Annotated in this window: 22 protein-coding genes; 2 read left to right on the top strand and 20 right to left on the bottom strand. The window is 27.6% G+C overall.

Annotated elements, in window-relative coordinates:
- Positions 1 to 2: 2 nt before the first annotated feature.
- From ACQPVP_RS13905 to ACQPVP_RS13865, 9 genes are all read right to left on the bottom strand, one after another.
- Positions 3 to 1,430, bottom strand: a complete 1,428-nt coding sequence (locus tag ACQPVP_RS13905) for an NAD(P)/FAD-dependent oxidoreductase (RefSeq protein WP_430850909.1) — start codon at positions 1,428 to 1,430, stop codon at positions 3 to 5.
- A gap of 203 nt (positions 1,431 to 1,633) precedes the next feature.
- Complete coding sequence (locus ACQPVP_RS13900) at positions 1,634 to 2,302, bottom strand: Crp/Fnr family transcriptional regulator (RefSeq protein ID WP_430850907.1); 669 nt, start codon at positions 2,300 to 2,302, stop codon at positions 1,634 to 1,636.
- Positions 2,303 to 2,459: 157 nt separating this feature from the next.
- Positions 2,460 to 4,097 carry a hydroxylamine reductase gene (gene hcp / locus ACQPVP_RS13895; protein ID WP_430850905.1) on the bottom strand — a complete coding sequence of 546 codons (1,638 nt, stop codon included), beginning with the start codon at positions 4,095 to 4,097 and terminating at the stop codon, positions 2,460 to 2,462.
- Positions 4,098 to 4,201: 104 nt separating this feature from the next.
- Positions 4,202 to 7,330 (bottom strand): AAA family ATPase, encoded by a 3,129-nt coding sequence (locus ACQPVP_RS13890; RefSeq protein WP_430850903.1) that lies wholly within the window; start codon positions 7,328 to 7,330, stop codon positions 4,202 to 4,204.
- A 1-nt stretch (position 7,331) separates the two neighbouring features.
- Positions 7,332 to 8,501, bottom strand: coding sequence for an exonuclease SbcCD subunit D (locus ACQPVP_RS13885; RefSeq protein ID WP_430850901.1), 1,170 nt, complete (start codon positions 8,499 to 8,501; stop codon positions 7,332 to 7,334).
- Positions 8,502 to 8,518: 17 nt separating this feature from the next.
- Positions 8,519 to 9,370 carry a patatin-like phospholipase family protein gene (locus ACQPVP_RS13880; RefSeq protein WP_430850899.1) on the bottom strand — a complete coding sequence of 284 codons (852 nt, stop codon included), beginning with the start codon at positions 9,368 to 9,370 and terminating at the stop codon, positions 8,519 to 8,521.
- A gap of 151 nt (positions 9,371 to 9,521) precedes the next feature.
- The gene (locus tag ACQPVP_RS13875; RefSeq protein WP_430850897.1) at positions 9,522 to 10,043 is read right to left on the bottom strand and encodes an ECF transporter S component; all 522 of its coding nucleotides are present in this window, start codon (positions 10,041 to 10,043) and stop codon (positions 9,522 to 9,524) included.
- Between the two features lie 112 nt (positions 10,044 to 10,155).
- Positions 10,156 to 11,175, bottom strand: coding sequence for an acyltransferase family protein (locus ACQPVP_RS13870; protein ID WP_430850895.1), 1,020 nt, complete (start codon positions 11,173 to 11,175; stop codon positions 10,156 to 10,158).
- Entirely contained in the window at positions 11,163 to 11,987 is an 825-nt protein-coding gene (locus ACQPVP_RS13865; RefSeq protein WP_430850893.1) for an alpha/beta hydrolase, read from the bottom strand. Before ACQPVP_RS13865 ends, ACQPVP_RS13870 begins: the two co-directional genes overlap by 13 nt.
- A 124-nt stretch (positions 11,988 to 12,111) precedes the next feature.
- Here ACQPVP_RS13865 and zupT point away from each other — a divergent pair, with 124 nt between their 5' ends.
- The gene (gene zupT / locus ACQPVP_RS13860; RefSeq protein ID WP_430850891.1) at positions 12,112 to 12,888 is read left to right on the top strand and encodes a zinc transporter ZupT; all 777 of its coding nucleotides are present in this window, start codon (positions 12,112 to 12,114) and stop codon (positions 12,886 to 12,888) included.
- A gap of 89 nt (positions 12,889 to 12,977) precedes the next feature.
- Here zupT and ACQPVP_RS13855 read toward each other — a convergent pair whose 3' ends face one another.
- Positions 12,978 to 13,595 (bottom strand): DUF4397 domain-containing protein, encoded by a 618-nt coding sequence (locus ACQPVP_RS13855; protein WP_430850889.1) that lies wholly within the window; start codon positions 13,593 to 13,595, stop codon positions 12,978 to 12,980.
- 2 nt (positions 13,596 to 13,597) lie between these two features.
- Positions 13,598 to 14,314 (bottom strand): hypothetical protein, encoded by a 717-nt coding sequence (locus ACQPVP_RS13850; RefSeq protein ID WP_430850887.1) that lies wholly within the window; start codon positions 14,312 to 14,314, stop codon positions 13,598 to 13,600.
- A gap of 133 nt (positions 14,315 to 14,447) precedes the next feature.
- Here ACQPVP_RS13850 and ACQPVP_RS13845 point away from each other — a divergent pair, with 133 nt between their 5' ends.
- Positions 14,448 to 15,737, top strand: a complete 1,290-nt coding sequence (locus ACQPVP_RS13845) for an aminotransferase class V-fold PLP-dependent enzyme (protein WP_430850885.1) — start codon at positions 14,448 to 14,450, stop codon at positions 15,735 to 15,737.
- 146 nt (positions 15,738 to 15,883) lie between these two features.
- On the opposite strand, the gene trmB is transcribed toward ACQPVP_RS13845, so the two are convergent.
- The 9 genes from trmB to ACQPVP_RS13800 all read right to left on the bottom strand — a co-directional run bounded on the left by trmB (position 15,884) and on the right by ACQPVP_RS13800 (position 25,956).
- Positions 15,884 to 16,537, bottom strand: coding sequence for a tRNA (guanosine(46)-N7)-methyltransferase TrmB (trmB, locus tag ACQPVP_RS13840; RefSeq protein WP_430850883.1), 654 nt, complete (start codon positions 16,535 to 16,537; stop codon positions 15,884 to 15,886).
- A 108-nt stretch (positions 16,538 to 16,645) separates the two neighbouring features.
- Complete coding sequence (locus ACQPVP_RS13835; protein ID WP_430850881.1) at positions 16,646 to 17,290, bottom strand: hypothetical protein; 645 nt, start codon at positions 17,288 to 17,290, stop codon at positions 16,646 to 16,648.
- A 219-nt stretch (positions 17,291 to 17,509) separates the two neighbouring features.
- Positions 17,510 to 18,982, bottom strand: a complete 1,473-nt coding sequence (locus tag ACQPVP_RS13830; RefSeq protein ID WP_430850879.1) for a glycoside hydrolase family 1 protein — start codon at positions 18,980 to 18,982, stop codon at positions 17,510 to 17,512.
- 12 nt (positions 18,983 to 18,994) lie between these two features.
- Positions 18,995 to 20,824: a beta-glucoside-specific PTS transporter subunit IIABC gene (locus tag ACQPVP_RS13825; RefSeq protein ID WP_430850877.1), complete on the bottom strand. Its 1,830-nt coding sequence runs from the start codon at positions 20,822 to 20,824 to the stop codon at positions 18,995 to 18,997.
- Positions 20,825 to 20,978: 154 nt separating this feature from the next.
- On the bottom strand, positions 20,979 to 21,824 hold the full coding sequence (gene licT, locus ACQPVP_RS13820) for a BglG family transcription antiterminator LicT (RefSeq protein WP_430850875.1): 846 nt from the start codon (positions 21,822 to 21,824) through the stop codon (positions 20,979 to 20,981).
- A 399-nt stretch (positions 21,825 to 22,223) separates the two neighbouring features.
- Positions 22,224 to 22,772, bottom strand: a complete 549-nt coding sequence (locus ACQPVP_RS13815; protein ID WP_430850874.1) for an NADH peroxidase — start codon at positions 22,770 to 22,772, stop codon at positions 22,224 to 22,226.
- Positions 22,773 to 22,981: 209 nt separating this feature from the next.
- A complete protein-coding gene (locus tag ACQPVP_RS13810; RefSeq protein ID WP_430850872.1) occupies positions 22,982 to 23,689 on the bottom strand; it encodes a phosphatase PAP2 family protein in 708 nt (235 codons plus the stop codon).
- Positions 23,690 to 23,804: 115 nt separating this feature from the next.
- Positions 23,805 to 25,298 (bottom strand): cobyric acid synthase, encoded by a 1,494-nt coding sequence (locus tag ACQPVP_RS13805; protein WP_430850870.1) that lies wholly within the window; start codon positions 25,296 to 25,298, stop codon positions 23,805 to 23,807.
- Complete coding sequence (locus ACQPVP_RS13800) at positions 25,291 to 25,956, bottom strand: diphthine--ammonia ligase (RefSeq protein WP_430850868.1); 666 nt, start codon at positions 25,954 to 25,956, stop codon at positions 25,291 to 25,293. The genes ACQPVP_RS13805 and ACQPVP_RS13800 overlap by 8 nt, the downstream gene beginning before the upstream one ends.
- Positions 25,957 to 25,965 lie beyond the last annotated feature (9 nt).

The raw sequence follows: 25,965 nt of genomic DNA, 5'->3' as shown, positions 1-25,965 counted from the left end.
TCCTATCTTGATTTCCCAGATAAAATATAAGATCCATATTTTTCTAAAACTATACTTTCAAGTGGAACATTTAATTCTCTGGCAATTATTTCTTGTACACGAGGTCCACAAAAACCGCCTTGACATCTTCCCATACCTGGTCTACATCTTCTCTTTACCCCATCTAAAGAAATAGTACCAAAGGATCTTTTTATGGCATCAATAATTTCTCCTTCTGTTATTTCTTCACATCTACAAATTATTCTTCCATAATTTTTATCCTTTTTAATAAGCTCTCTTTTTTCTTCTATAGATAACTCCATAAATCTAATTTGTTTTCTATATGGATTAAAGCTTTCTTTTTTAACTAAGTTAAGTCCTGAGTTTTTTAATATTTCAGCTACTTCCTCTGCAATAGCTGGTGCTGCTGATAATCCTGGAGATTTCATACCAGAAACATCTATAAAGCCCTTTACTTTATTGTTTTCTTCTATGATAAAATCACCTATATCTGCCTCTGCCCTTAGTCCTGCAAAATTTCTTATAGAACTTCTAAAATTAATATTATTAGTAGTTCTAGTAGCAGTTTCTCTTATAAACTCTAGGGCTTCTGTAGTGTTTTTAACTGAATCTTTATTATCTATTCCCTGAGCATTAGGTCCAACAATTAAATTTCCATGTACAGTTGGAGTAACTAAAACTCCTTTTCCAACCTTTGATGGACATTGGAAAATAGTATGGCTAAAATTTTTTCCTTCATCCTTGTCTAAAACATAATACTCGCCTCTAATTGGAATTATTTCAAAGCTTTCATCACAAATCATATTATGAATTTTATCTGCATAAACACCTGCTGAATTTATTACATATTTAGCTTTTATTTCTTTACTATCTTTTAGTTTAATTGTAAATACATCCTCCTTAGTTATGGATATTACTTCTGAATTCAGCTTAACTTCTCCACCATTTTCAACACTATTTTCAACTAAGGCTATTGTATATTCAAAAGGTCCAACTATCCCACCTGTTGGTGCATATAAAGCTCCAACAATATTATCACTAATATTATGTTCAAGCTCTAAAACCTCTTCTTTACTTATTATCTTTAATCCCTTTACATTGTTTTTAATTCCATTTTCATAAAGATGTTTAATTACTTCCATATCAGCATCATTAAAAGCAATAACTAATGACCCATTTCTCTTAAATGGTACAGAAAGTTTCTTACATAAATCTTCAAACATCTCATTTCCTATAACATTGTACTTAGCCATTAATGTTCCATATTCAGGATCATATCCAGCATGGATTATTGCTGAGTTTGCTTTTGTAGTTCCCATTGATACATCATTTTCTTTTTCTAATATTACAACTTTTAAATTAAATTTAGATAGTTCTCTAAATATTGAAGCTCCTATGACTCCAGCTCCAATAATTGCTACATCATACATTAAAATACCTCCCTAAATTATATTTATATTTCCCTTATATTCAGCTTTTAAACAACAAAAAAAGCATAAAAATAAGAGCAAATCTTACTTTTATGCTTATCTCTATATCTCTCAGCACATTAAATATATTATAGTATAATTTTACCATAAATTATATGAAAAATATATATTTTGTTTAATTTATTTTTTTACTATTCAAAAACTTATATAAAAAACTCATCCTCTAAACCTTCAAGATCTATAATTTTAATTTCTTTCAAGTTAAAATCAATTAGTCCCATCTCTTTCATCTTAATAAGTTCCCTCGAAAGTGATGGTCTCGGAATTCCAAGTTCTTCTGCTAATTCTTTCTTAGATCCTAGTTTATAAATATAACTATCGTATTTTTTATAATTGTCTAGTAGTATTTTGCATATTTTCCTTCTAATAGAATCTAATTCTATTAAGTTAATTTTTCTATTTAATATTACTATCTTCTGAGATAATAGTTCTAACATATTTTCTGCAAATTTAGTATTCTTCTGCATTATTCCTAAAACACTTTTCTTAGGGAAGGATAATACCTTACAGTCTTCAACTGCCATAACAGTTGCAGGATATTCCCTATCTTTAGAGAATAAAAGAGCCTCTGCAAATACATCACTAACATTAAAATTAGATAGAGTTAGTACCTTGCCATTTTCATATATAGTTTGTATAACAGCCTTTCCTTCAAGGATTACAGATAAACTATTACATTTCTCACCTTGATTAGCTATTACATCATTCTTCTTATATCCTCTTGTTAAATAAAGTTCACTTTTTAAGATATCCTCTATCTCATCTTCTGAAATTCCCTTAAAAAAACAGGTGTTTTTTAAAACTTCTATCATAATTTATTCCTTTCTTATATTAAGTTAGTATTGATAATTTTCTAATCTTAAAACTGTATATTATCCACTATTTTCTTTATATTTTTAAGTTTAACAAATTGTATAAAAAAAGTCATTGTAAAACTAAGCACTTTAGTTTTACAATGACTTTAAGATTTTATGCTAAAAACATCTTTAAATCATCTTCAACATTAGTTATTCCACCAATTCCAAAGTTTTCAACTAATACTTTTGCAACATTGGGTGAAAGGAAAGCTGGTAATGTTGGTCCTAAGTGTATGTTCTTAACGCCAAGATATAGTAATGATAATAATACTATAACAGCTTTTTGTTCATACCAAGCTATATTAAATGCTATTGGTAAATCATTTATATCTTGTAGTTCAAATACTTCTTTAAGCTTTAATGCTATTAATGCTAATGAATATGAGTCATTACATTGTCCTGCATCTAAAACTCTTGGAATTCCACCAATATCACCTAAATCTAATTTGTTATATTTATATTTTGCACAACCTGCTGTTAATATTACAGTATCTTTTGGTAAAGCCTTTGCAAAATCTGTATAGTAATTTCTTGACTTAGCTCTTCCATCACATCCTGCCATTACAAAGAATTTCTTAATAGCTCCTGATTTTACAGCATCTACAACCTTATCTGCAAGTTGCATTACTTGATTATGAGCAAATCCTCCAATGATTTCGCCTTTTTCTATTTCTGTTGGAGCCTTACATTTCCTAGCAAGCTCAATGATTTCTGAGAAATCTTTAGTTTCTCCATCTACTCCATCTATATGCTTACATCCTGGGAATCCTGCTGCTCCAGTTGTAAATACCCTAGCCTTATAACTATCTTTTGGCGGTACTATACAGTTTGTAGTCATTAAAATTGGTCCATTGAAGCTTTCAAATTCTTCTTTTTGCTTCCACCATGCATTTCCGTAGTTTCCTACAAAGTGATCATATTTCTTAAATGCTGGATAATAATGAGCTGGTAACATTTCTGAGTGAGTATAAACATCAACTCCAGTTCCTTTTGTTTGCTCTAATAATTGTTCTAAATCCTTTAAATCATGACCTGAAACTAATATTCCTGGATTATTTTTAACACCTATATTAACTTTTGTCACTTCTGGATGTCCATAAGTTCCAGTATTAGCACTATCAAGTAGAGCCATACCATCTACCCCTACCTTACCTGTTTCTAAAGTTAAGGCAACTAATTCATCTACTGTTAAGTTATTATTTAATAATTTAGCTAAAGTTTCTTGCATAAAAGCGCTTACTTCTTCATTATCATAACTTAATTCATTAGCATGTTTCATATATGCTGCTAATCCCTTTAATCCATAAGTGATAAGTTCTCTTAAACTTCTAATATCTTCATCCTTAGTTGCTAATACTCCAACTACTTTTGATTTTTCATCATATTCTTCTCTAGTAGTAGCATTCCACAATGCTGCTTCTGATAAACCATCTTTATTTGATAATTTATTTAATAAGTCTTCTTTTAATTCTAAAGCTCTTTTTACTCTTTCATAGAATATTTCATCATCAAAATTAGCATTAGTAATTGTAGTAAATAAATTTATAGTTATAAAGTGATTTACTTCACTTGAAATTTCTTTTCCTTCTTTTCTAAGTCTAGTTGTAACTTCTGATAATCCTTTGCTTACATATACTAAAAGATCTTGCATTCTTGCTAAATCTGGTGATTTACCACAAACTCCAAATTGTGTACATCCTGTACATCCTGCTGTTTCTTGACATTGGAAACAAAACATCTTATTTTCCATAAAACAAATCCCCCTTGTTTCTGACTAATTATTTATCTTATGGCTATATTATATTAATATTACTGAACTAACTCGGTAACATTCGTTACAATATAAATATTTTTTTATTTAAATACAGCTTTACTTCCTTTATTTGTTGAGACTACTTCTAATTTAACATCTATTCTATCTTTTAATTCTTGAACGTGAGAAATTACACCAACTACTCTTCCATCACCTTGAAGTCCAACTAAGCATTCTATTGCCGCATCTAAGGATTCTGGATCTAAGGTACCAAATCCCTCATCTATAAACATAGTATCTAACTGTATTCCACCCGAATATCTTTGTACAACATCTGCTAAACCTAATGCCATTGATAATGATGCCTTAAAGGATTCTCCACCTGATAGAGTTTTAACATCTCTAGATTTTCCTGTATAATTATCAAAGACCTCAAGATCTAACCCTTGACCTTTTCTTTTATCTCCTAGTTCTTCTTTCCTTAAAAGTTCAAATCTATTACAAGTCATTTGAGAAAACCTTATATTAGCTGCCTCAATAATATCTTCAAAATACGCAGCCAACACATATCTTTCAAAACTAATTTTTCTTGGATTATCACCATTAATTATCTTAGCTAATTTACCAACAGTCTTATATTTTTCTTCATCAGCTTCTATTGATTTATTAAATCTTTTACACTCTTCAAGTATTTTGCTATTTTGGTTTACTCTTAAATAAATATCTTTTTCTATTAATTCTTCCTTATTCTTTTCATTATTTTTTAATATTAATAATTCTTCAATAGAATTAATATCTGTAAATTTTAAATCTTTGCATCCTTCCACTGAGATATTATAAATTTTTTCTGCATTAGATAACTTAATATTATATTGATTTATATTATTTTCAAGAACCTCAAGAGCTTCCCCTGTAACTTTACTTTCCGAGTAATCTTTATATCCATTAAAACCTAATTCAATAACCTTATTTTTAAATTTTTCTATTGATAGGTTTAATTCTTCTTCCAAGGTTTTTAACATAGATTCTAAAGAAACCTTATTACCATTTTCTTTATCAAATATAGTTTTACTATCGTTAAAATACTTTTCAGCCTTAGAGTAATCTTCTTTTAACTTATCTAATGTTTTATTAATCTCTACTTCTTCTTTTTCTAAAACATCTATAGTTTTAATTTCACCATTAAATTCCTTTATTATATTATCTAAATTAGCTTCTTGGGACTTAACTTCTCCTTGTATAATAACAAGTTCATTATTTTTAGTTTCTAATTCTGATCTTAATATTTCATTAGACTTTTCAATATCATGTTTTTCCTTATTCTTTTCTACTTCTTTTGAAATTTCTTTTTCCATCTCATTTTTTTTATTCTTTACTTTATTTACTTCTTCATTAATTAATCTTATATTCTCATTAACCTTTTCAATGCTAATATTTAAATCTTCAACATTATCCTCATTGAATATTTCAGTAAATAAAGGCTTAATATAATCATTTTTAAGAGAATCTATTTCAGCCTTAATTTTAGTAAGCTCCCTATAATATTTTTCTCTAGTATTATAAGCTTCTTCTGTTTTTAACTTTGCCTCTTTTACAGCCCCTTCATTTACACTATCTACTTCAAGAACTGCTAGTGATGGATGATTAGTTGATCCACAAACCGGACAACGCTCACCTTCTTTTAATTCTTTTGCTAATATTCCTGCTACATTTCTTCTAAACATATCTTCTAGCTTTTCATAATCAGACTTCTTATCTAAGTAATCCTTATTAGTTTCTTCATAAAAATTACTTCCCTTTTCATGCCTTAATGATTCTTTTATACACTTATCTAAAGATGATCTAAGCTTATCTAGCTTTTCCTCTTTACTAGCATAATTAATTTCTTCTATTTTTAATTTGTTACTATCTTCCTTTAGTTTACTTATCTTATCTAACTCTTCAGATAAAATCTTAATCTTACTAGAATTTTCATCTATATTCTTATTAATAATAACAATTCTTTCAGCAACAGTTTTAGATTGAGATTTTAATAACTCTAGTTTTTCTTTATTAGTTAAATAGTTTAAAGATTTTTCTTTTAATTTTTCTATTTCATCTAAATTTTTAATTAATTGATTTTTTAAAGGTTCTTTATTACTTTCTTCTTTAAACTTTAAATCTGCCTTCTCTAAACCTTCTTTATATTTTAATAAATTAGCTTCACTAATCTTTAAAGATTCTCTTACCCTATTAAAGGATTTTTTCTTTTCTTCATATTTTTCTTCAAAGGATAAGGCTGTTTGTGCCTTTTTAGCTAATTTTAATTTTTCTTCTTTAAATTTATATTCATCCCTTAGTAAATTTAATTTTTCAAGCTCAACTTTATATTTTTCTAAATCCTCTAGTTTTTTATTTGATTCTCTAGCTAATACTAATTCTTTAGAGATATTATTAATTTCATCATTAATTACATTTAATTTTTCCTTTAATATCTCTTCCTCTTCTTTATCTTTAATTATAGAATTTTTGAACATATCCATAATTAAATCAATATTTAAGTCCTTATTATTTATTATGTTAATTAGATTTTCATCATCATTTCTACAACTAAAAGATCTAATTCTATTTTCTCTATCTCTTTGAACTACTTCTATAGATTTCTTTAGATTATTTGCTTCTAGTTTAATATTTTGTTGGATATCTGAAAATATTTTAGTTCCAAATATTTTCCTAAATATCTCTTCTTTCTTATCACTATCAGAATTTAATAACTTTTTAAACTCTCCTTGAGGAATCATAACTAATTGCTTAAATTGCTCACAGGTTATTCCTAATATTTCTTCTACTAATCTTGTAACTTCTTTTGGTCCTGAAACTGTCTTATCTTCTAACTTAATTTCTGCATAAGGCTTACTTTCTGTAAAACCTTCACCTCTTTGTTTTGCCCTAAAATATTGTGGTGATCTTTTTATATAGTAATTTTTTCCCCTTAGAGAAAACCAAAGCTCCACTTCCGTTGGAGTAGTTAGATCAGCAAAATCACTTCTTAAAGACTTTCCTTCTCTTTCACTTCCACTTGCTTCTCCATATAGTGCAAAATTTATAGCATCAAATATAGTAGTTTTTCCAGCTCCTGTATTACCAGTTATAACAAACATATTCTTTCCATCAAGATTAGCTTCAAAGTCTAATTCCTGTCTTTCAGCATAGGGTCCAAAGGCTGAAATTATAAGCTTTTTAATCTTCATATTATTCAACTCCCCTTTCTGCTGATTCCATAACTCTTTCCATTATATTTAATTCTTCTTCTTCACAATCTTCGTCCATTATATCCTTATAAAAGCTTTTAAATAATGAAAGCTTTGATCTCTCCTTAATATCAGTAGCTACGCTTCTACTTCCTCCTCTTATAGCCCTCTCTTCCCTTGTAAGCTCCATAACATTTGGATACACTGCTCTAATCTTTGCCATTGGATCTAAAAGCTCACCCTTATCCTTTAATATAACCTTAATGTAATCTTCATTATTTTCTTTATCCTTATCATAAGAATTTAATACTTCTTCTAAAGTTCCTATTTTTATTCTAAAATCTCTTCTTGGCTTCAAATCATAAATTTCAATATGAATATTCCCATCCTTATCTAAGTCTACTATAGTTATTCCTTTTCTTTGATTTACTTCTGAAAAAGAATATTTCATAAGAGAACCAGAGTATCTTATTTTATCACAACCTACCTTTTGAGGACCATGTAAGTGCCCAAGAGCAGTATAATTAAACTTTTCAAAATGCTTAGAATTAATATAGTCAGTTCCACCAATTGATAAAGGCTTTTCTGAATCACTTTCTTCTAATAATTCATAATCATCATCCTTTATTTTAGTAACATATCCATGAGCTATAGCAACATTTCTTTCATCACCATTAAAATCTTTATGTATTTCTGAAACTATTCTTTCCATTGCTAAATCATGTGTCTTTATATTTTCATCTTCAAATAAGTCTCTAACATAGGGAACATCTGCATATGGTATTGGATAAAAATTAACTTTTCCACTTTCGTCTTCTAAAGTTATTTTATCTATTTTATTTTTTAAATTACCAACTATATATAGCCCACTATCATATAACAGTGAACTAGCAAATTCTATTCTTTCATTACTATCATGATTCCCTGCTAATGCTATTACTTTAGTATTTAAATCCTTAACTATTTTTCTTAAGGTTTCATTTAATAATTCAACAGCTTGAACTGGGGGAATCGATCTATCATATAAGTCTCCTGCAATTATCACTATATCTGGTTTCTTTTCTTCTATTGCCTTGTAAACTTGTTCTATAACATATTTTTGATCCTCAGTCATATAGAAGCCATTTACAAGCTTTCCTATATGCCAATCCCCCATATGAAATATTCTCATTTAAGTACCTCCTATCTTTAACTATTTATAAACTTTATTAAAGCTTCTGAAAGTGCTTTAGCATCTTCATATCCCTTATCATATATTTCTTCCAATTTAATCTTATTTCTTTCAAACTTTCCTACTTCAAGAGGACTGCTAGGTCTTATAATAAAGCATTTTCCTTCTTCCTCTAATTTATCTAACATTTCTAATGTATCATTATATATTTTATATCTATTTTCTATTGTATCTATTAAACTAGGATAATTTTTATATTTTCTTTTAATTACAGGCATTATTTTATTTCTGCTTTTTTTATATCCTTTATGTTGAGTTAAAATGACTACATGTTTCTTTACTCCATCATCTATAGCTTTTTGAATTGGAATTGGTGCTGCAATACCACCATCCAAAAACTTTTTATTATCATAATCTATTATACTTGCAACTAAAGGTAATGATATAGATGCTTTTAATGAATCATATCCATCTTCATTAAAATCTTTTATATTATAAAATTCAGGTAATCCTGTTTCACAATTAGTAACTCCTACAAAAAATTTTGTTCCTGCTTTTTTAAATGTTTCATGATCAAAAGGCTCTAATTCATTTGGTATTTTATTAAAAAGCATATCCATACCAAAAGCAGAACCTGTCTTAACTAAATTTCTAAAACTTAAGTATCTTTTATCATTAATATAATTTATATTAACTCTATAATTTCTTTTCTTTTGCTTTGAAATATAAGAAACACAATTACATGCACCTGCTGATACTCCTATACAATATTTAATATCTATATTTTTATCTAATAACAAATCTAAAACTCCAGCAGAGTAAACTCCCCTCATTCCTCCACCTTCTAATATAAGTGATGTATTGTCCATATTTCTTCCTCCAAACTTTTATACTCTAATCATTTCCATTAATTTTAAATTATATCACTTTAGCTTTAAAATAACTAGAAAGTATATAAATTTCCTAAAGAAGAAAAAAAGCCTGTCAACTATATAGACAGACCTTTAAATATGTTATTTACTACATTACTTCACTTGTAAATACTTCATAAAGATTTTTTCTTCTAGCCTTGGCTAATGCATTGGCTAACGCATATGATATTGCTCCATCTACAAAATGATGAATAATAGTTCCAACTGCAACAACTACTACAAATTGATAAACTGAAAATCCAAATGGAATAACTATTAGTCCTTCTAAAATTCCATGAATAGGTGCTGTAAATAAAATGGCTTTTTTAAAATCTTTATCCTTGTCAATTATTAATGCTCCAACAAATCCAACTACTATATGCATAGCAGCTCTAGCTGCTACAACTAGTGGTGTTGTTATAAAAAATCCAAGTGCTGAACCTAGTCCTACAAATATTGCTACTGATGGTGATATTAGCATTGCTAAAAACATAGGTACATGTGATGCAATTGTTGCCGTAAATGGACCTATAGTTATTTTTAAAAATCCAAATTGAGTTGGAATTATAATAGCAATAGCTGTTAAAACCGCTGCAAATACCATCCTTCTAATTTTTTCTCTGCTTTCCATAAATACTCCCCCTAACTAGTGTATATACATTAGTATATTACTAAAGTATTCATTTGTAAATATTAAAAATATAAAAAGCTCACTAATGTATTAGTAAGCTTTTTAATTATATCTATTTATTTGTTTTTTTTAATTTTTTATAAGAGCTTTTTCCTGTATCAATACTTATATTAACAGGATAAAATATTCCATCATAAACCTTATTTACTTTTTTCCTAGATAAGATATAAATAATTAGAAACGGACTTAATAAAATTAATATATTTTGAATAATTCCTATATTCCACTTAGGTATAAAGAAGTAAATTAACATAACTAAGTAAATATGAAAAACATATATATTCATAGTAGATTTACCTAAACTAGAATAAGTTTGTTTTTTCTCAGGAACTATTGCTATAACACAAACTCCAAAAATAATTGAAGATATATATAATATTCCCCTAAAAATAACACCACTTATTAAAGAAACTTCTAGAGCACTAAATGAATAAGAATAGTATAAGAATTTATAATCAAATAAATCTATTTTAACAATGTATAGTGCTAAAAATAAAAATATTAGTATTCCTATAATAGCTAATGATTTATCAACTCTTTTTACCTTTGTTAAATGTTCCTCTTTAGTATAATAACCTAATAAGAAAAATGGTAAAAAGACTATTGTTCTTGAAATTGATAAAAAACTTCCTACACTTGGTACTACCCCTACTAGTATTCCTATAAAAAAACTAAATAATAATACATGTTTTAACCTAACTATATATTTTAAAGATACCCGCCAAAAAAAGAGACTTAATAAATACCATAGGGTCCATCCTGGTAAAAGTAATGAAAACATATTTTCTTTAGTCCCAATATAAACTGCAGTGTACCAAATCATATTAAAAATTATATAAGGTATTAATAAATTTTTTATAGCCTTTCTTTTCATTCTATAAAAATTTTTAGAAAGATATCCTGAAATAAATACGAAAAGTGGCATATGAAAAATATAAATAAATACATATATTGTTCTAATAATACCATTATCCTTTATGTAATATTCTATTACGTGACCAAATACAACAAAAAATATTAATACTACTTTTAAATTGTCTATTAAATAATTTCTTCTTTTTACTGCTTCCATACTTCTTCTATAAAATCTAAAATTTCTTTAGATCCCTTTTCTCCTTTATTTATGAATAAAGATACAATATCAGAGTGATGCTTTCCAGTTAATATGCTTAATCTAGCACTTCCATTTAATTTTTTTATTCTCTCTACAAAACTTACTGAGTTTTTCTTACTTATTAAAGTATCTCTATCTCCATGTAAAGATAAGACTTTAACATCCACATTTTCATTAACTAAATTAATTGGATTAAATTTCTCTATTTCATTTTCAAGACCTATATAATTTTCAATTAAAGTTTTTGAATGCTTAGAAGTACATTTATTAAAATCTAAAACTCCTGATAAAGTAATTAAACCTTTGAAAATACTTTTATCTATTCCAAATTCTTTTTGCTTAATTTTATTAAAAACTAAATTAGTAGAAAGTTCTCCTCCAGCTGAAAACCCAATTATAATAAGCTCTTTTATATTATTATATTTCTGCAAATAATCTTTAACTGCTGTAAACACATCATTAATCTGAGTTGGATATTTATATAATGGAACTAATCTATATGCAGGAACTACAACATTATATCCTAAATCATTAAAAAACTTTCCAATAAAACTAGAAGTTTTAGGGCTTCCATGCCACCATCCTCCCCCATGTACAAATACAATGGTAGGTTTCTTTAAATCTCCTTCATATACCCTATAATACTGCTTAATATTCTCTCCATATTTATAAGTTATAAAATTACTTTTTTTACTCTTAATATTAAGGAAAAAGGTCTTTATAATAATTGGAATCATTATTATCTTTTCCTCTATTTTATATAACCACATATTCATCTCCCAATTTTGATAAATTTATTCTACTATATATTATAAAATTTCACTTGCTTTGCATAGTATTTTTTTATTTAAATATATTTATAAATATATTTAATACTTTATGAGGAGAAATATTATGATATCACATCAATCTTTTATTCCACTTATACTTTCATTGATTGCAGGCCTTTCTACTGTATTAGGAGCATTTATATTATTTTTTTCTAAAACTGAAAATAAGAAATTAATAACCTTTGCTTTATCCTACTCAGCAGGAGTAATGATAACTGTTTCCTTTACTGATCTTTTTATATCTGCAGAAGAAACCTTAAGTAAATATAATGGTAACCTTAAAGGAGTGGTATACTCATTATCATTTTTACTTATAGGTGCTTTAATGGCATTGCTTATAGATCAATTTGTACCTACTGAACCAAAAGGATATAATTGTAATTCACCTGACAAATTATATAGGGTTGGATTTGTGTCAATGATTGCCCTAATGATACATAATTTTCCTGAAGGTATAGCTACCTTTGTTTCTGGATATGAAAATACCTCTTTAGGTATATCCATAGCTCTTGCAATAGCCCTTCATAATATTCCTGAAGGAATATCGATAGCTATGCCAATTTATTATTCAACTAAAAATAAACTCAAAGCCTTTAAATATACTCTTTACTCTGGTCTAGCAGAACCCCTTGGCGCATTTATTGCATTTTTATTTCTAAGACCTTATATAAACGAAACTATTTTATCCATAGTCTTTGCTTTAGTTGCAGGTATAATGCTTTATATCTCCTTTGCTGAACTTATTCCCGCTGCTAGAGAATATAAGCATCACAAGACTTATTTATTCTCAATTTTCCTTGGTATATTTACTATTATATTAAGCCATATATATTCCCATTAAAAAAGAAAGAAGGAGATATGTTATGTTAGTTGCTCCGTCGAAAGCTCCAAGTCGTCCTACATAACATATTTCCTTCTATTTCTCATTTATTATTGTACTCCATCTTCTACCATCAAATATCCTAATCCGGGTTGTTTATTTAATAAACCAATTATATATATGGTATAAAATTTTCCATTAGTTAAAGTTTTATTACTAATAAATTTATATACTCCAGATAAAGATGAAAAACTTACTTTAAAATCATATATAGCTGGAGATAAAGCATAATATCCTGTAGTTTCTAAATACTCAACATTACTAAAAAGAGAAGTATCATTAGATAATGATAATGTTAATAAAGGCGCATTGGGAGACAAATTCATAAATCTTAAAAAGCAATTTGCTAAACCACCCTTACCAGTTGCATCATTTAATGTTAAAGTATATAATTCTCCACCTAAAGTTACTAAATTTACAGTTGAATTAGTATTGGGAAGAATATCAATCTCCTTACTTATTAATGGAGTATCATAAGTACCTGTTTTATATAATTGAAGTTCATAATTTCCTGGTGATATATTTTCATAGCAGGTAATATCTGAAAACGCTACGTTTCTTCCAAATAATGATCCGCTTAAGTAAATATCAACAGCTTGCATAGTTGGAATTGCATGTAAAAATCTTATTTTACTTTGCAAGTTAGGCATGTTCTGACGAAATAGCATATTTATTCCCCCCACTTAGACTTTGAATTTTCTAATGTTATTTTAATTATTTTTTTAATAATTAAATTAGAAATAGGTTTTGGAATATTATAAGCTTTAAAGGTTTCAACAATAGAATTATCACCTTTTATCACATTAAATATCCTATCTATTTCCTCTATTTGATTACTTGACTCTCCTCTGTATGAATTATCTAAATAGAATTCAAAGTTAAAATTTCTTAATAAATTCATGTGGATTGGCTCATCTTGATTACCCTTATTATTATTCATATTTTGCATATTCATATTCTGCATATTGATATTTGGCATATTAGTATTTTCCATATTCATATTATTAGTAGAATTATTTATTGATTTGCATCCCTCATCTTTATTATATGAGTATAGTTCTTCTGATAGAGTTTCAGATGGATATTCCAAATTAAAATCCTTAGTGAAATCCTCAGCTGATTGATTATTTTGTGCATTTTGTACATTCAAATTATTATTTTGAATAAAATCTAAGGTTTTTAATGAATTTCCTTGCAAATTAGAATTATCAACAGGAGTTGCAAAACCTAATAAAAAATTATTAGAAAGTTCACTAAAGGTAGGTAAAGCCATATCTATAATAGGAAACCAACTTGAATCTTTATCTAAAAATGGTTCTCTTATATTTAAAGGCATGAATTTTAAATCATCGTATTCTTGTTGCCTATTTAGGTTATTATAATACATATATTTCCTCCAAAAAATATTTCATTATAAGTATATGCTATATATTTATATATGTTCTATGGAATGTCATTAGAACAATCTTATTATCACCTTAATTTAGTTAACTGAATAATATATAAAGGGAGGTTTTTCTATGAATGATTTAACAAATAATTCTTTTAGAGATCTATTTATAGGCCTTGATAAAAAAGTTCCAATTTTGAACAATAATAAAATAGAATCAATAAATTTTGATAATGCTGCTACAACTCCTGTCTTTAAAAGTGTTCTTAATAGTATAACAAAAGCTTGTGAATTATATGGAGCCATAGGTAGGGGGTTAGGGCAAAAGTCTGAGTATTCAACAAAGATTTATCTAGAATCTAGAAATTATATTTTGGATTTTTTTAAAGCTTCAAAAGAGAAATACACAGTTATATTTGTAAATAATACTACTGAGGGTATAAATAGATTGTCTAATATGCTAATAGAAGATAAAGATAATATTGTAATAACAACTAGAATGGAGCACCATTCTAATGATTTACCTTGGCGTGGAAAATGTAACTTAAAATATATAGAAGTAGATGAACTTGGTAGGTTAAAGCTAGATGAGCTAGAATACTTACTTGAAAAATATACTGGCTTAGTAAAATACGTTACAATTACTGCTGCTTCAAATGTTACTGGATATCTTAATGACTTATCTTATATATCTAAGCTTGTTCATAAATATAATGCTAAATTAATAATAGATGGTGCTCAAATTGTAGCCCATAAGAAAATAGATTTTACTGAAACTTTAATCGATTATTTAGTTTTTTCGGCCCACAAAATGTATGCCCCCTTTGGAAGTGGTGCAATAATTGGCCTAAAAGAAGAATTTGAAAGACTTAATTCTGATCTTAAAGGTGGTGGTACTGTTGACACTGTTTTAGATGATTCTGAAGTTTTTCTGCCACCCCCCGAAAAAGATGAAGCAGGAAGTCCTAATTTTTTTGGTGCTATAGCCTTAGTTGAAGCAATGAAATCTCTTAATACTATAGGCTATGAAACTATAGAAAAAAATGAAAAAATACTATTAGATCATACTATTAAAGGATTAAATTCAATAACGGATATAATTAATTATGGAGATAATATTAATATAGATGACAGGCTTGGAATAGTAGTTTTCAATGTTAAAGATATATATCATGCAGAAACTGCTAAATTATTAGCATCACTCAGAGCAATCGCCGTTAGACAGGGTGCTTTTTGTGCTCATCCATATGTAAAAAGATTACTAAAGATAAATAACGAAGAAGCTAGTAGACATTTAGTAGATTCAACTTGCAAAATGCCAGGAATGGTTAGAGCAAGTTTTGGAGTATATAATTCAATAAGAGAAGTAGATATTTTCTTAAACACCTTAGAATTGATATGTAAATTAAAAAATAAGTAAAAAAGAAGTAAATATGCTATATTAGTGTCTCCTTTACAATCTCCAAGTCGCCCTAATATAACATATTTACTTCTACAAACTCAAGGTAATAATTACTCATTCCTCGGAATTATGAATTTTTATTCTGTCGCTTCGTTCTTTAATTATTATCTTTTTGCTATTAAGAATTTAATATTAATGCCTTGTTCACTAAACATATTTTCATGTTCAGTTCTTACATTACCTTCAAAATCACTTTTATGTAAATCATAAGTAATATATTCAATTTCAAAACCTGACTCTTTAAAGTATTCTAATGATTCATTAAATAAATCATCGTCATCGGTTTTAAAATAAATCTTAGCACCCTTAGCTAAAAATTGTTTATACTTTTCTAATTGCTTACTATGAGTAAGTCTTCTTTTTTTATGTTTTTTCTTTGGCCAAGGATTACAAAAATTAATATATATTCTATCTACTATGTCTTCCTCACTAAATACATCATTAATTAAAGAAATTTCTTGAGCCATGAACTTTAAGTTATTTACTTCTAAACCTTTTTCATCATAGGCTTTTTCTATATTTCTCTTAGCTAAAACTAGAACTTCATCCTTTATATCTATAGCTAGATAATTAATATCAGGATTTTCTGAGCCATGAACAGCTATAAATGTTCCTTTTCCACATCCAAGTTCTAAATATATTGGATTATTATTATTGAAAGCTTCTCTCCATTTTCCTTTATATTGGCTTGGATTTATTATAAAGAAATTACATGCTTCTAATTCTGGTCTAGCCCATGTTTTTTTTCTTAATCTCATCTTATTATTCACTCCATTTACTATAATTCATTACAATTATACAAATTTATAATAATTATATCAAATTTTATTTTTCTAATGGATTTATTTCTATATTTACTGCTTAAGTTATTTTTTTGTAACTCTCGCCTTTATTATAGTTACTTCTGAATATTTACCAACTTCATCTTTATATGAATCTAAGTTAATCGTATTTTTTTCACTATCATCTTCTTTGAATTTAACTAATCCAACTAATACTACATCCTCATCTAAATTTTTACCAACTTTAGTTATAGCCGATTTACTGTCAAAATCTAAAGCTTCTCCATAGAATTTACTTATCTTATATTCAGGATTACTACTATCTTCTGTATTTTCTTTATCTACTTCAGCTATGGAATATATGGATTTATCAGCTTCACCATCATTAATCTTAGCTGTATTAACAACAATATGAATTATTGAATCTTTTTCTATAGTATCTGTAGAATAATTAGCTATCTCATTAGTTTCTATTAAATCACCATTTGAATACTTTTCAGCAAATAAATCAATATTATATTGAGAATCTTTTGGTAATACCATTGATGCTACTGTACTCTTATCATTACCATAATTAGCTGATTCTAAAAGTAATTCAACTACTCCTTGTACTTCTTGATTTACTATCTTAACATCACCTTCTGGTAATTGTGCTTCACTTGTACATCCTGCTAGTCCAACTGTTAAAACTACAGCTGCTAAAAGTGCTGATATCTTCTTTATATTCATATGCTTACCTCTTTTCCTTAAATCTAGTCGTCCATATTATATCATATGTACAATATATAAATGTATAAATTTTGTAAACTATATGTTAACTAATTTATCTATAAATATCTCCTTTTTTTCTACTTAATAAACACATCTTTAAAATATTATTTCTATTTTAAAAGAGCTATATACTAATTATTTTTAGTACTATAGCTCTTCAAATTATTTAAATTACTTTTATGATTCTAAATTTTTACCGTTAGTTTCTATAACTTTTTTATACCAATAAAACGAATCTTTTTTATATCTTTTCATTGTTCCATTACCTTCATTATCAAGATCTACATAAATAAATCCATAACGTTTTTTCATTTCACCAGTAGAAGCACTAATTAAATCAATACATCCCCAAGGAGTATATGCAATTAAATCAACTCCGTCTTCTAAGGCACCTTCCATAGATTTAATATGTTCTCTTAGATATTCAATACGATATTCATCATGTACTTTATTTTCTTCTGTAAGTTTATCTATTGCTCCTAGTCCATTTTCAACAACCATAACAGGAATTTCATATCTATTATAAATTTCATTTAGATAGTATCTTAAACCAATAGGATCCATTCCCCATCCCCATTCAGAATATTTAATATATGGATTTTTAGATCCAAGGCTAAAATTACCTAATCCATCCTTAGCAACGCTTTCATCTGCTGAAGTACAAGTTGTTGAATAATAAGAAAAACTAAAGAAATCAACTTTTCCTTCTTTTAGATCTTTATAGTCATCTTCTATAAACTCTAAATTAACATTATCTTCTTTCCATAATCTTTTTGCAAATACCGGATATTCTCCACGAACCATAACATCTCCACAGTAATAAAAACTATCTTGCATCTTTTTTTGATTCTTTAATACATCTTCTGGAGCACATGTTAATGGATAAGAACATGCTCCTGCTATCATACAACCAACTTTATATTCTGGGTCAATATCATGTGCACGTTTCACAGCCCTTGCACTTGCAACAAACTGATTATGCAAACATTGATAATTATTTGCTATATCTTCTTTTGACATATTAGGAATAAAATCCTTAAACATTAAAAGACTATTTATTTCATTAAATGTTAACCAATATTTTACTAAACCTTTATACTCTTTAAATAAAACTTCAGTATAACGATCAAATAATGAAATTAACTCACGATTTTTCCAACCATCTAATTCCTCTTCTAAATATAGTGGAGTATCATAATGAGAAATTGTTACCAATGGCTCAATATTATATTTTTTAAGTTCTTCAAAAACCTTACGATAAAAGTCAAGTCCCTTTTGATTTGGTTTCTCTTCTATGCCATTTGGAAAGATTCTTGACCATGAAATTGACATACGGAACATTTTAAATCCCATTTCAGCAAATAATGCAATATCTTCCTTATAGTGATGATAAAAATCAATTCCATTATGATTTGGATAGTAATAACCATCTAAAATAGCACCTTTTGCCTCTTTTGGATATGGTGTAAATTGAGGAGCTAGTCCAGTTTCACCATTTGGTAAACGATAAGTTATACCACGTGGTGTTTTAGCTGTTCCAGCAGTTGTAACATCCGTTCTTGCTAGTCCCCTACCATCTATATTATAAGCACCCTCACATTGATTAGCAGCAGTAGCACCGCCCCAATAAAAATCTTTTGGAAAGCCCATACTTAATTCCTCCTATAATATAACTTTTAGAAGCTCATTACCAACTTCTACATTTTTATTATTTATTTCTATAACATCTAGATAATGATCAGTATTTGTAATAATAATAGGTGTTTCTGTAGAATACCCTTCTTTTTTAAGAGCATCTATATCAAAGGTTACTAATACATCTCCCTTTTTAACAGTATCTCCTTGTTCTACAAAACTTTCAAAATATTTTCCTTGCAATTGTACAGTATTATAACCAATATGAATAAGTAGTTCACAGCCATTATCAGATACAATACCAATAGCATGTTTTGTAGGGAATAAAGTTCTAACTATTCCATCAAATGGAGCAACTATTTTTCCTTCAACAGGTTTTATAAGAACTCCTTTTCCTAATGCTTCACAGGCAAATGCTTCATCACATGATTCCTTTAAAGGTGCTAAATCACCTTTAGCAGGAGAAAAAATAATTTCTTGTGCCATTTTTTTATCTTCTTTATTAACTTTTCCTTCAACTTTATCATCTTTGAAATACATATATGCTAAAACGAAAGCAACAACAAAAGGTACTACAGATGTAATAATAAGTGGTAATATTTTAGGGTCTTGTGGACTTATTAAACCTATTAACCCAATTACTCCTGTACCTGTATATGTATACATCATAATATTAGTTAAATATACTAAAATACCAGATGTAGCTGCAGCAATACAAGAAATTACAAACATTTTTATACGTGGTAATGTAACACCATAAATAGCTGGCTCAGTAACACCGAATATTCCTGATATAAATGCTGGTAAAGCAATTGATTTTAACTTCTTATCTTTAGTTTTTAAATAAATTGCTAAAACAACACCAATTTGTGCAAAAGATGCAAAGAATGTATATGCCATTAATTGACTAGGAATACCTTGCATTAAATCCATGAATGGGAACATAAATAATACTCCATGCACACCAAATAATACAAATACTTGATAAAATCCAGCTAAAAGAGTTCCTGCTATTATTGGACTAACTTTAAGTAATGAATTAATTCCAGTATTAATTCCTACTCCAATTAAATTTGCCATAGGTCCTATTAAAACAAATCCTATTGGAACAATAATTAGTAATACAATTACTGGTACAATAAAATTACTAACAAGCTCTGGTATATATTTTTTGAAAAATCTTTCTAAAGGTGCTGCTGCTGCAACCATAAATACTACTGGTAAAAATGTACCTGTATAAGTAGCATTAAATACATATCCAAATAAATTAATGTCTACACCATTAATTGCTGGATAACACATAATTGCTCCAATAAGAAATCCTAAGAAAGGATCCATCTTAATTTTCTTAGCCACATTATATCCAAGCATTAGTGGTAAGAAATAAAAAATTGCATCTCCAATTGCAGTAAGAAGAAGATATGCTCCATCTTCTGGTTTAACAACGCCTAAAAATGTTAATAAAGTTGTAAGACCTTTAATAATACCACTTGCACAAATCATATTTAAGCAAGGGCCCATTCCTCCCATAACTACATTTAAAACACGATTAAACAGACTTGCTTTTTTCTCTTCATTACCAGTGTCGTCTTTCCCACTATAAGGTTTCATGCCGATTTTATCACAAACTTCTGCATATACATGAGGTACATGTTCACCAATAACAACCATATATTGTCCCATGGCTTTCATAACTGTAATTACGCCATCCATATTTTTTAAAACATCATCATTTGCAATACTTTCATCCTTTAAATTAAAACGTAAACGAGTAATGCAGTGTTGTAATCCAATAATATTTTCTTTTCCGCCGACGTTCTTAATAATATCATCAGCTAATTTTGAGTATTTTCCCATTTTCTTTACCTCCATTTTAACTAAAATTTTAGAAATTGAAGGTTTAGCCAACTTAATGTTACCATCCAAACTTAAAAACAACCTTTATTATTATTTAAATACGACCATTAACCACATCCTTTCAAATCTATATCATACCTATAATGGTATTTTTTTAATTTTTACTTTTATAAACCACACGTTCAATATGAATTGTGAGATATAACTTTTCTTCATGGGATAATTCATAATTATATTTATGTTTCAAAAATGTATTAACTTTTTCTACACATTTATATGCAGCTTGATATTTTAACTTCACAACATCCAATAATCCATCATTGCTTCCATCATCAATTGTTTTCCCTAATACTAATCTTTGAGCAAAAAATTTAAGATGTGTTATAAATCTAAAATAATATACTGAATTAACATCAAATTCAATTCTAAAATAATATTTTACAACATTAGATATTTCCTGCATAATGCGTGTTATATCCATTATTTGTTCCATATTACTTTCATCCATACTTGCATTTACAATATGTAATGCAATAAATCCAGCTTCATCTTCTGGTAAACGAACATGAAATACTTCTTCAATCATATTTAATGCTTTCATACCTATTTCAAATTCATCTTCATAAAAGCGCTTAATATCCCACAGCATAGCATTTTTGATAGTAATTCCATCCAAATAACGAGATATAGAGGTATATATATGATCACTTAATGATATTATTAAGCTTTCATTAAGACGTTTTCCTAGCTTTACTTCTGCTAAATTTATAATCTCATCTGCTAATCGAATATGATCTAATGGAATATTTAATAATAACTGTTTAAATTTTTCATTCATACCTTGATCTTTTAAAACAAATACTTTATTAATTTGTTTACTATCAAGTTCATCTCCAACCTTCTTTTTAAAAGCTATTCCTTTTCCACATACAACACGTTCTTCACCATTTTCATCAAGTATAATTACTACATTATTATTGAGTATTCTATTTATTATCATATTAATATCCTCCAAAAGAAAAAACCTATTTATAAATAAACGAAGATAAAAGCTATCTACGTTATTTATAAATAGGTCTAGCTTGCTCAAGGCAATTACCATCCTAATTTCTATTGACTTTATATTAACATATTAATTATTTCTTTGCAAGCGTTTTCTTATATAATTTTATTTATTTTATTACTTTAATACTATAATATTCATAATTATAAAAAAGTAATTGTATAATTTTTCTTACTACATTGCAAGCTCCAAGTCATCGCAAAATTAATAGAATTACATCAAAGCTTACGGAATTTATTTATAAAAGGTTACTTAATGGATAACAGTCTTATAATTTCCTAAAGAAAGTAAAAGGTCCAGTACAGCTTGTACTAGACCTTTTCTCTATAATATTTATTAGTTTTGTCCAAAATATCTATCTAATAAACCTTTGAATGCTTGTCCGTGTCTAGCTTCATCTTTACACATTTCATGAACTGTGTCATGGATTGCATCTAAGTTTAATTGCTTAGCTAATGTAGCTAAATCTTTCTTACCTTGGCAAGCACCGTGTTCTGCATCAACTCTAGCTTGTAAGTTAGCTTTTGTATCTGCAGCTACAACTTCTCCTATAAGTTCTGCAAATTTTGCAGCATGTTCTGCTTCTTCGAAAGCTATTCTCTTGTAAGCTTCAGCTACTTCTGGATATCCTTCTCTATCAGCTTGTCTTGACATTGCTAAGTACATTCCTACTTCTGTACATTCACCCATGAAGTTAGCTTGTAATCCTTCCATAATTCTTGGATCTACATCTTTAGCAACTCCAACTCTGTGTTCATCTGCCCAACTTAAATCTCCTGTTTGTTCAACAAACTTATCAGCTCCAGCTTTACATATTGGACATTGTGCTGGTGCCACTTCCCCTTCATAAACATATCCACATACTGTACAAACAAATTTTTTCATAATTAAACTCCTCCTAATTTCCACATTATTTATTTTAATTATTTTCTTTGATGTGTTTATTATATAATAATTATTATCCGTTGTAAATAGTTTTTATTAAAATTTATTTTAATTTTGTTTATAAAATGTAAAAGATGAGAGTAAATCTAAGTAGCCCTCATCTTTTACTTACTTTTTAATTATATCTCATAATCAAGCTTTTGACTATTTTAGCTAATTGTAATATCTTTACTTTCCTTTATTCTATCTAAAAGTTTATACGGTAAACCTAATATATGCTTTATATATTTATCTTCAACTTTTTTAGCTATTAATATAACTACCTCAGCTAAAATTATTGCTACAACTCCATCCAATATAAAATGCTGCTTTATAAATAATGTTGATAGCATTATTAATATTCCAATTATATTTGTATAATAAAACCAAGATTTATTATCCTTAAATTTTGTAAACCTCATAATTATATAGGTATTTAATACATGGATTGAAGGAAAGCAATTAACAGGTCTATCATTTTCATAAATTATATTTACAAGTCTATTTGCTATTGTATTATTATCAATTACTGGTCTTGATATCTCTACTGGATATAAGTAGTAAAAAACATAACATATACACATTCCAATATAAATTGCCATAAGAGTTCTTAAGTATCTTTTTCTATCCTTAGATAAAATAAATATTAATCCAATAAAAATATAAATATACCAATATACATAAGGAAAAACAAATAAAGATACAAAAGGGATTTCCCTATCTAAAATTAAATCTAGGCTTTTACCATTTTGAGATAATGCACTAGCTATTACATAATTTATATTTATTACCGGTAAAATTAAAAGCCAAATCAAGTCTATCCACTTAATTTCTTCTAAATTATGCTTTAACATAAAACTCTTAAAAATATTCGACATAAAAACTCCTCCTAGATTCTTTAGAACATAAAAATTTTCCATATATTTATTTTACAATATAAAACTTACATTGTACTTCAAATTTTTATTATTAAGAATTTTATAAGATTTCCTACTACTTCTTAAGAATTTCTTCAACTTTTAACATATCTATATTTTCTTCAAGTATATTAGCTAATTTATTTAATTCATTACTTTTATATTCATTATAAGACATAGTATCATTAAATTCATTATTTATATTATTTTTTTCTAATAGTAACTTTATAAAAGCTTTTAAAAAATCTCCATTATCGAATATTCCATGTAAATATGTTCCAAACACATTTCCACTATTGTTAATTGCCCCTGCTATTTCTCCACTATCTAGTTTTATAAATATATTATCTTTATTATTTATCGTAGTTTCTCCATTATGGATTTCATAACCTGAAACTTCAATCTCATTAATAGATTCTAGTATACTAGATATAATTCTCCCAGAAGCTTGTTTAGTTACTTTCTCCTTATTTAAAATAGTCTTAATAGGTAATAATCCAAAACCTTTTTCAGCTCTAATTTCTCCTTCAACACCAAACTTATCTTCAATTGCTTCTCCAAGCATTTGATATCCACCACAAATTCCAAATATTATAGTATTAGTTTTTTCTAATTTAATAATTTCATCATAAATACCTTTTTCCTTTAAAAATTTAAGATCCTCTATGGTATTTTTACTTCCTGGAATTATTAACAAATGTGGATTTCCAATATCCTTAACCTCATTTTCATATCTTAAAGATACATTTTCTAATCTACTTAAAGAATTGAAATCTGTAAAATTAGACATATACGGTAATCTAATTACTACAATATCTAATCCATCACTCTTTTTCCCTTTATTAGTTATTCTTTCCGTTACACTATCTTCATCCTCTATATCTAAATTATAATAAGGCATAACTCCAAGAACAGGTATTTTTATAATATTTTCTAATTGCTTCATAGCTGGCTTAAAATATTCTATATTACCTCTAAACTTATTAATTATTACACCTTTAACTCTACGTCTTTCATCCTCATCTAATAACATTATAGTTCCTAGAACTGATGCAAATACTCCTCCCCTATCAATATCTGCTACTAAGATAACTTTGGAATCACTTGCTTTAGCCATATACATATTTGCTATATCGCTTTCTTTTAAATTTATCTCTGCACAACTTCCAGAGCCCTCTAATATCATAATATCAAAGAATTGCGATATTTCATTATAAGTTTCCTTAACTACTTCTTTTAACTCCTTATTTAACTCCTTATACTTATATGAATCCATATTACATTTTACTTTACCATTAACTATAACCTGTGTTTTCATATTTCCACTTGGTTTTAATAATATAGGATTCATCCATGCCTTTGGCTCTAATTCACAAGCATCCGCTTGAACTACTTGAGCCCTTCCCATTTCAAGACCATCCTTAGTTACAAAGGAATTCAAAGAAATATTTAGGGCTTTAAAAGGAGCAACTTTCATACCTTTATTTTTAAAATATCTACAAAAAGCTGTTGCAATAGTACTTTTTCCTACTGATGAGGCTGTTCCTAAAATCATAATACTCTTACTCATTCATAACACCTACTATATCCAAAAATCCATGTGTCTCATTAGTAATAATTCCATTATCTTTGAACTTAATTGGATATTTAAATAATGGTCCATCAAAAACAAATGTATGGTATTCTCCATTTTCACCACAAGCATCCGAACCTGCTTCAACTATATTCTTAACTACTGATTTTGTTAATTGTTTCCCTAAGAAATCCGTAGATAATACATCTAACCTTACATTTTTAATAACTGTTTTAAATCCAGTATCTATAAATTCAAAAGTTAATCCCTCTCTACTTTCCTGCCATAAAGGAAAAACAGCTTCAATTTCAGCTTCATTACATCTATCTGTACACCATTTCCTATGCGCTTCTATATCAATATCTCCGAATACACATATCTCTGCTCCTAGCTCATTTTTTGCTTTACTTAAAGCTTTATCAAAAGAATCCTCATATTCTTCTCCCTCACATTTAACTAAGAGTAATGGTATATTTAAAGATTTTGATATTTCTTGTAATAAATCTTCTGGAACTCCATGAAACCAAGATCTTATAGCCTTTTTATCCACAGTTATAAGTAATGCAACTGGTTTATGGCCTTTTCTTATCATTCTATATAAAGCTAGTGTACTATCTTTTCCACAACTATATGACATTACAAATTTTTTACTCATAGCTCTCCT

The organism is Clostridium nigeriense (genome assembly GCF_050585265.1).
Classification (GTDB): Bacteria; Bacillota; Clostridia; order Clostridiales; family Clostridiaceae; genus Clostridium; species Clostridium nigeriense_B.
The sequence above is the reverse complement of the archived record's forward strand: the minus strand, read 5'-3'. Positions and strand labels throughout refer to the sequence as shown.

What these genes read in the sequence shown, in the direction of transcription:
- ACQPVP_RS13905 (WP_430850909.1), bottom strand. Translation starts at nt 1,430, where the DNA reads ATGTATGATGTAGCAATTATTGGAGCTGGAGTCATAGGAGCTTCAATA.
- ACQPVP_RS13900 (WP_430850907.1), bottom strand. Translation starts at nt 2,302, where the DNA reads ATGATAGAAGTTTTAAAAAACACCTGTTTTTTTAAGGGAATTTCAGAA.
- hcp (WP_430850905.1), bottom strand. Translation starts at nt 4,097, where the DNA reads ATGGAAAATAAGATGTTTTGTTTCCAATGTCAAGAAACAGCAGGATGT.
- ACQPVP_RS13890 (WP_430850903.1), bottom strand. Translation starts at nt 7,330, where the DNA reads ATGAAGATTAAAAAGCTTATAATTTCAGCCTTTGGACCCTATGCTGAA.
- ACQPVP_RS13885 (WP_430850901.1), bottom strand. Translation starts at nt 8,501, where the DNA reads ATGAGAATATTTCATATGGGGGATTGGCATATAGGAAAGCTTGTAAAT.
- ACQPVP_RS13880 (WP_430850899.1), bottom strand. Translation starts at nt 9,370, where the DNA reads ATGGACAATACATCACTTATATTAGAAGGTGGAGGAATGAGGGGAGTT.
- ACQPVP_RS13875 (WP_430850897.1), bottom strand. Translation starts at nt 10,043, where the DNA reads ATGGAAAGCAGAGAAAAAATTAGAAGGATGGTATTTGCAGCGGTTTTA.
- ACQPVP_RS13870 (WP_430850895.1), bottom strand. Translation starts at nt 11,175, where the DNA reads ATGGAAGCAGTAAAAAGAAGAAATTATTTAATAGACAATTTAAAAGTA.
- ACQPVP_RS13865 (WP_430850893.1), bottom strand. Translation starts at nt 11,987, where the DNA reads ATGTGGTTATATAAAATAGAGGAAAAGATAATAATGATTCCAATTATT.
- zupT (WP_430850891.1), top strand. Translation starts at nt 12,112, where the DNA reads ATGATATCACATCAATCTTTTATTCCACTTATACTTTCATTGATTGCA.
- ACQPVP_RS13855 (WP_430850889.1), bottom strand. Translation starts at nt 13,595, where the DNA reads ATGCTATTTCGTCAGAACATGCCTAACTTGCAAAGTAAAATAAGATTT.
- ACQPVP_RS13850 (WP_430850887.1), bottom strand. Translation starts at nt 14,314, where the DNA reads ATGTATTATAATAACCTAAATAGGCAACAAGAATACGATGATTTAAAA.
- ACQPVP_RS13845 (WP_430850885.1), top strand. Translation starts at nt 14,448, where the DNA reads ATGAATGATTTAACAAATAATTCTTTTAGAGATCTATTTATAGGCCTT.
- trmB (WP_430850883.1), bottom strand. Translation starts at nt 16,537, where the DNA reads ATGAGATTAAGAAAAAAAACATGGGCTAGACCAGAATTAGAAGCATGT.
- ACQPVP_RS13835 (WP_430850881.1), bottom strand. Translation starts at nt 17,290, where the DNA reads ATGAATATAAAGAAGATATCAGCACTTTTAGCAGCTGTAGTTTTAACA.
- ACQPVP_RS13830 (WP_430850879.1), bottom strand. Translation starts at nt 18,982, where the DNA reads ATGGGCTTTCCAAAAGATTTTTATTGGGGCGGTGCTACTGCTGCTAAT.
- ACQPVP_RS13825 (WP_430850877.1), bottom strand. Translation starts at nt 20,824, where the DNA reads ATGGGAAAATACTCAAAATTAGCTGATGATATTATTAAGAACGTCGGC.
- licT (WP_430850875.1), bottom strand. Translation starts at nt 21,824, where the DNA reads ATGATAATAAATAGAATACTCAATAATAATGTAGTAATTATACTTGAT.
- ACQPVP_RS13815 (WP_430850874.1), bottom strand. Translation starts at nt 22,772, where the DNA reads ATGAAAAAATTTGTTTGTACAGTATGTGGATATGTTTATGAAGGGGAA.
- ACQPVP_RS13810 (WP_430850872.1), bottom strand. Translation starts at nt 23,689, where the DNA reads ATGTCGAATATTTTTAAGAGTTTTATGTTAAAGCATAATTTAGAAGAA.
- ACQPVP_RS13805 (WP_430850870.1), bottom strand. Translation starts at nt 25,298, where the DNA reads ATGAGTAAGAGTATTATGATTTTAGGAACAGCCTCATCAGTAGGAAAA.
- ACQPVP_RS13800 (WP_430850868.1), bottom strand. Translation starts at nt 25,956, where the DNA reads ATGAGTAAAAAATTTGTAATGTCATATAGTTGTGGAAAAGATAGTACA.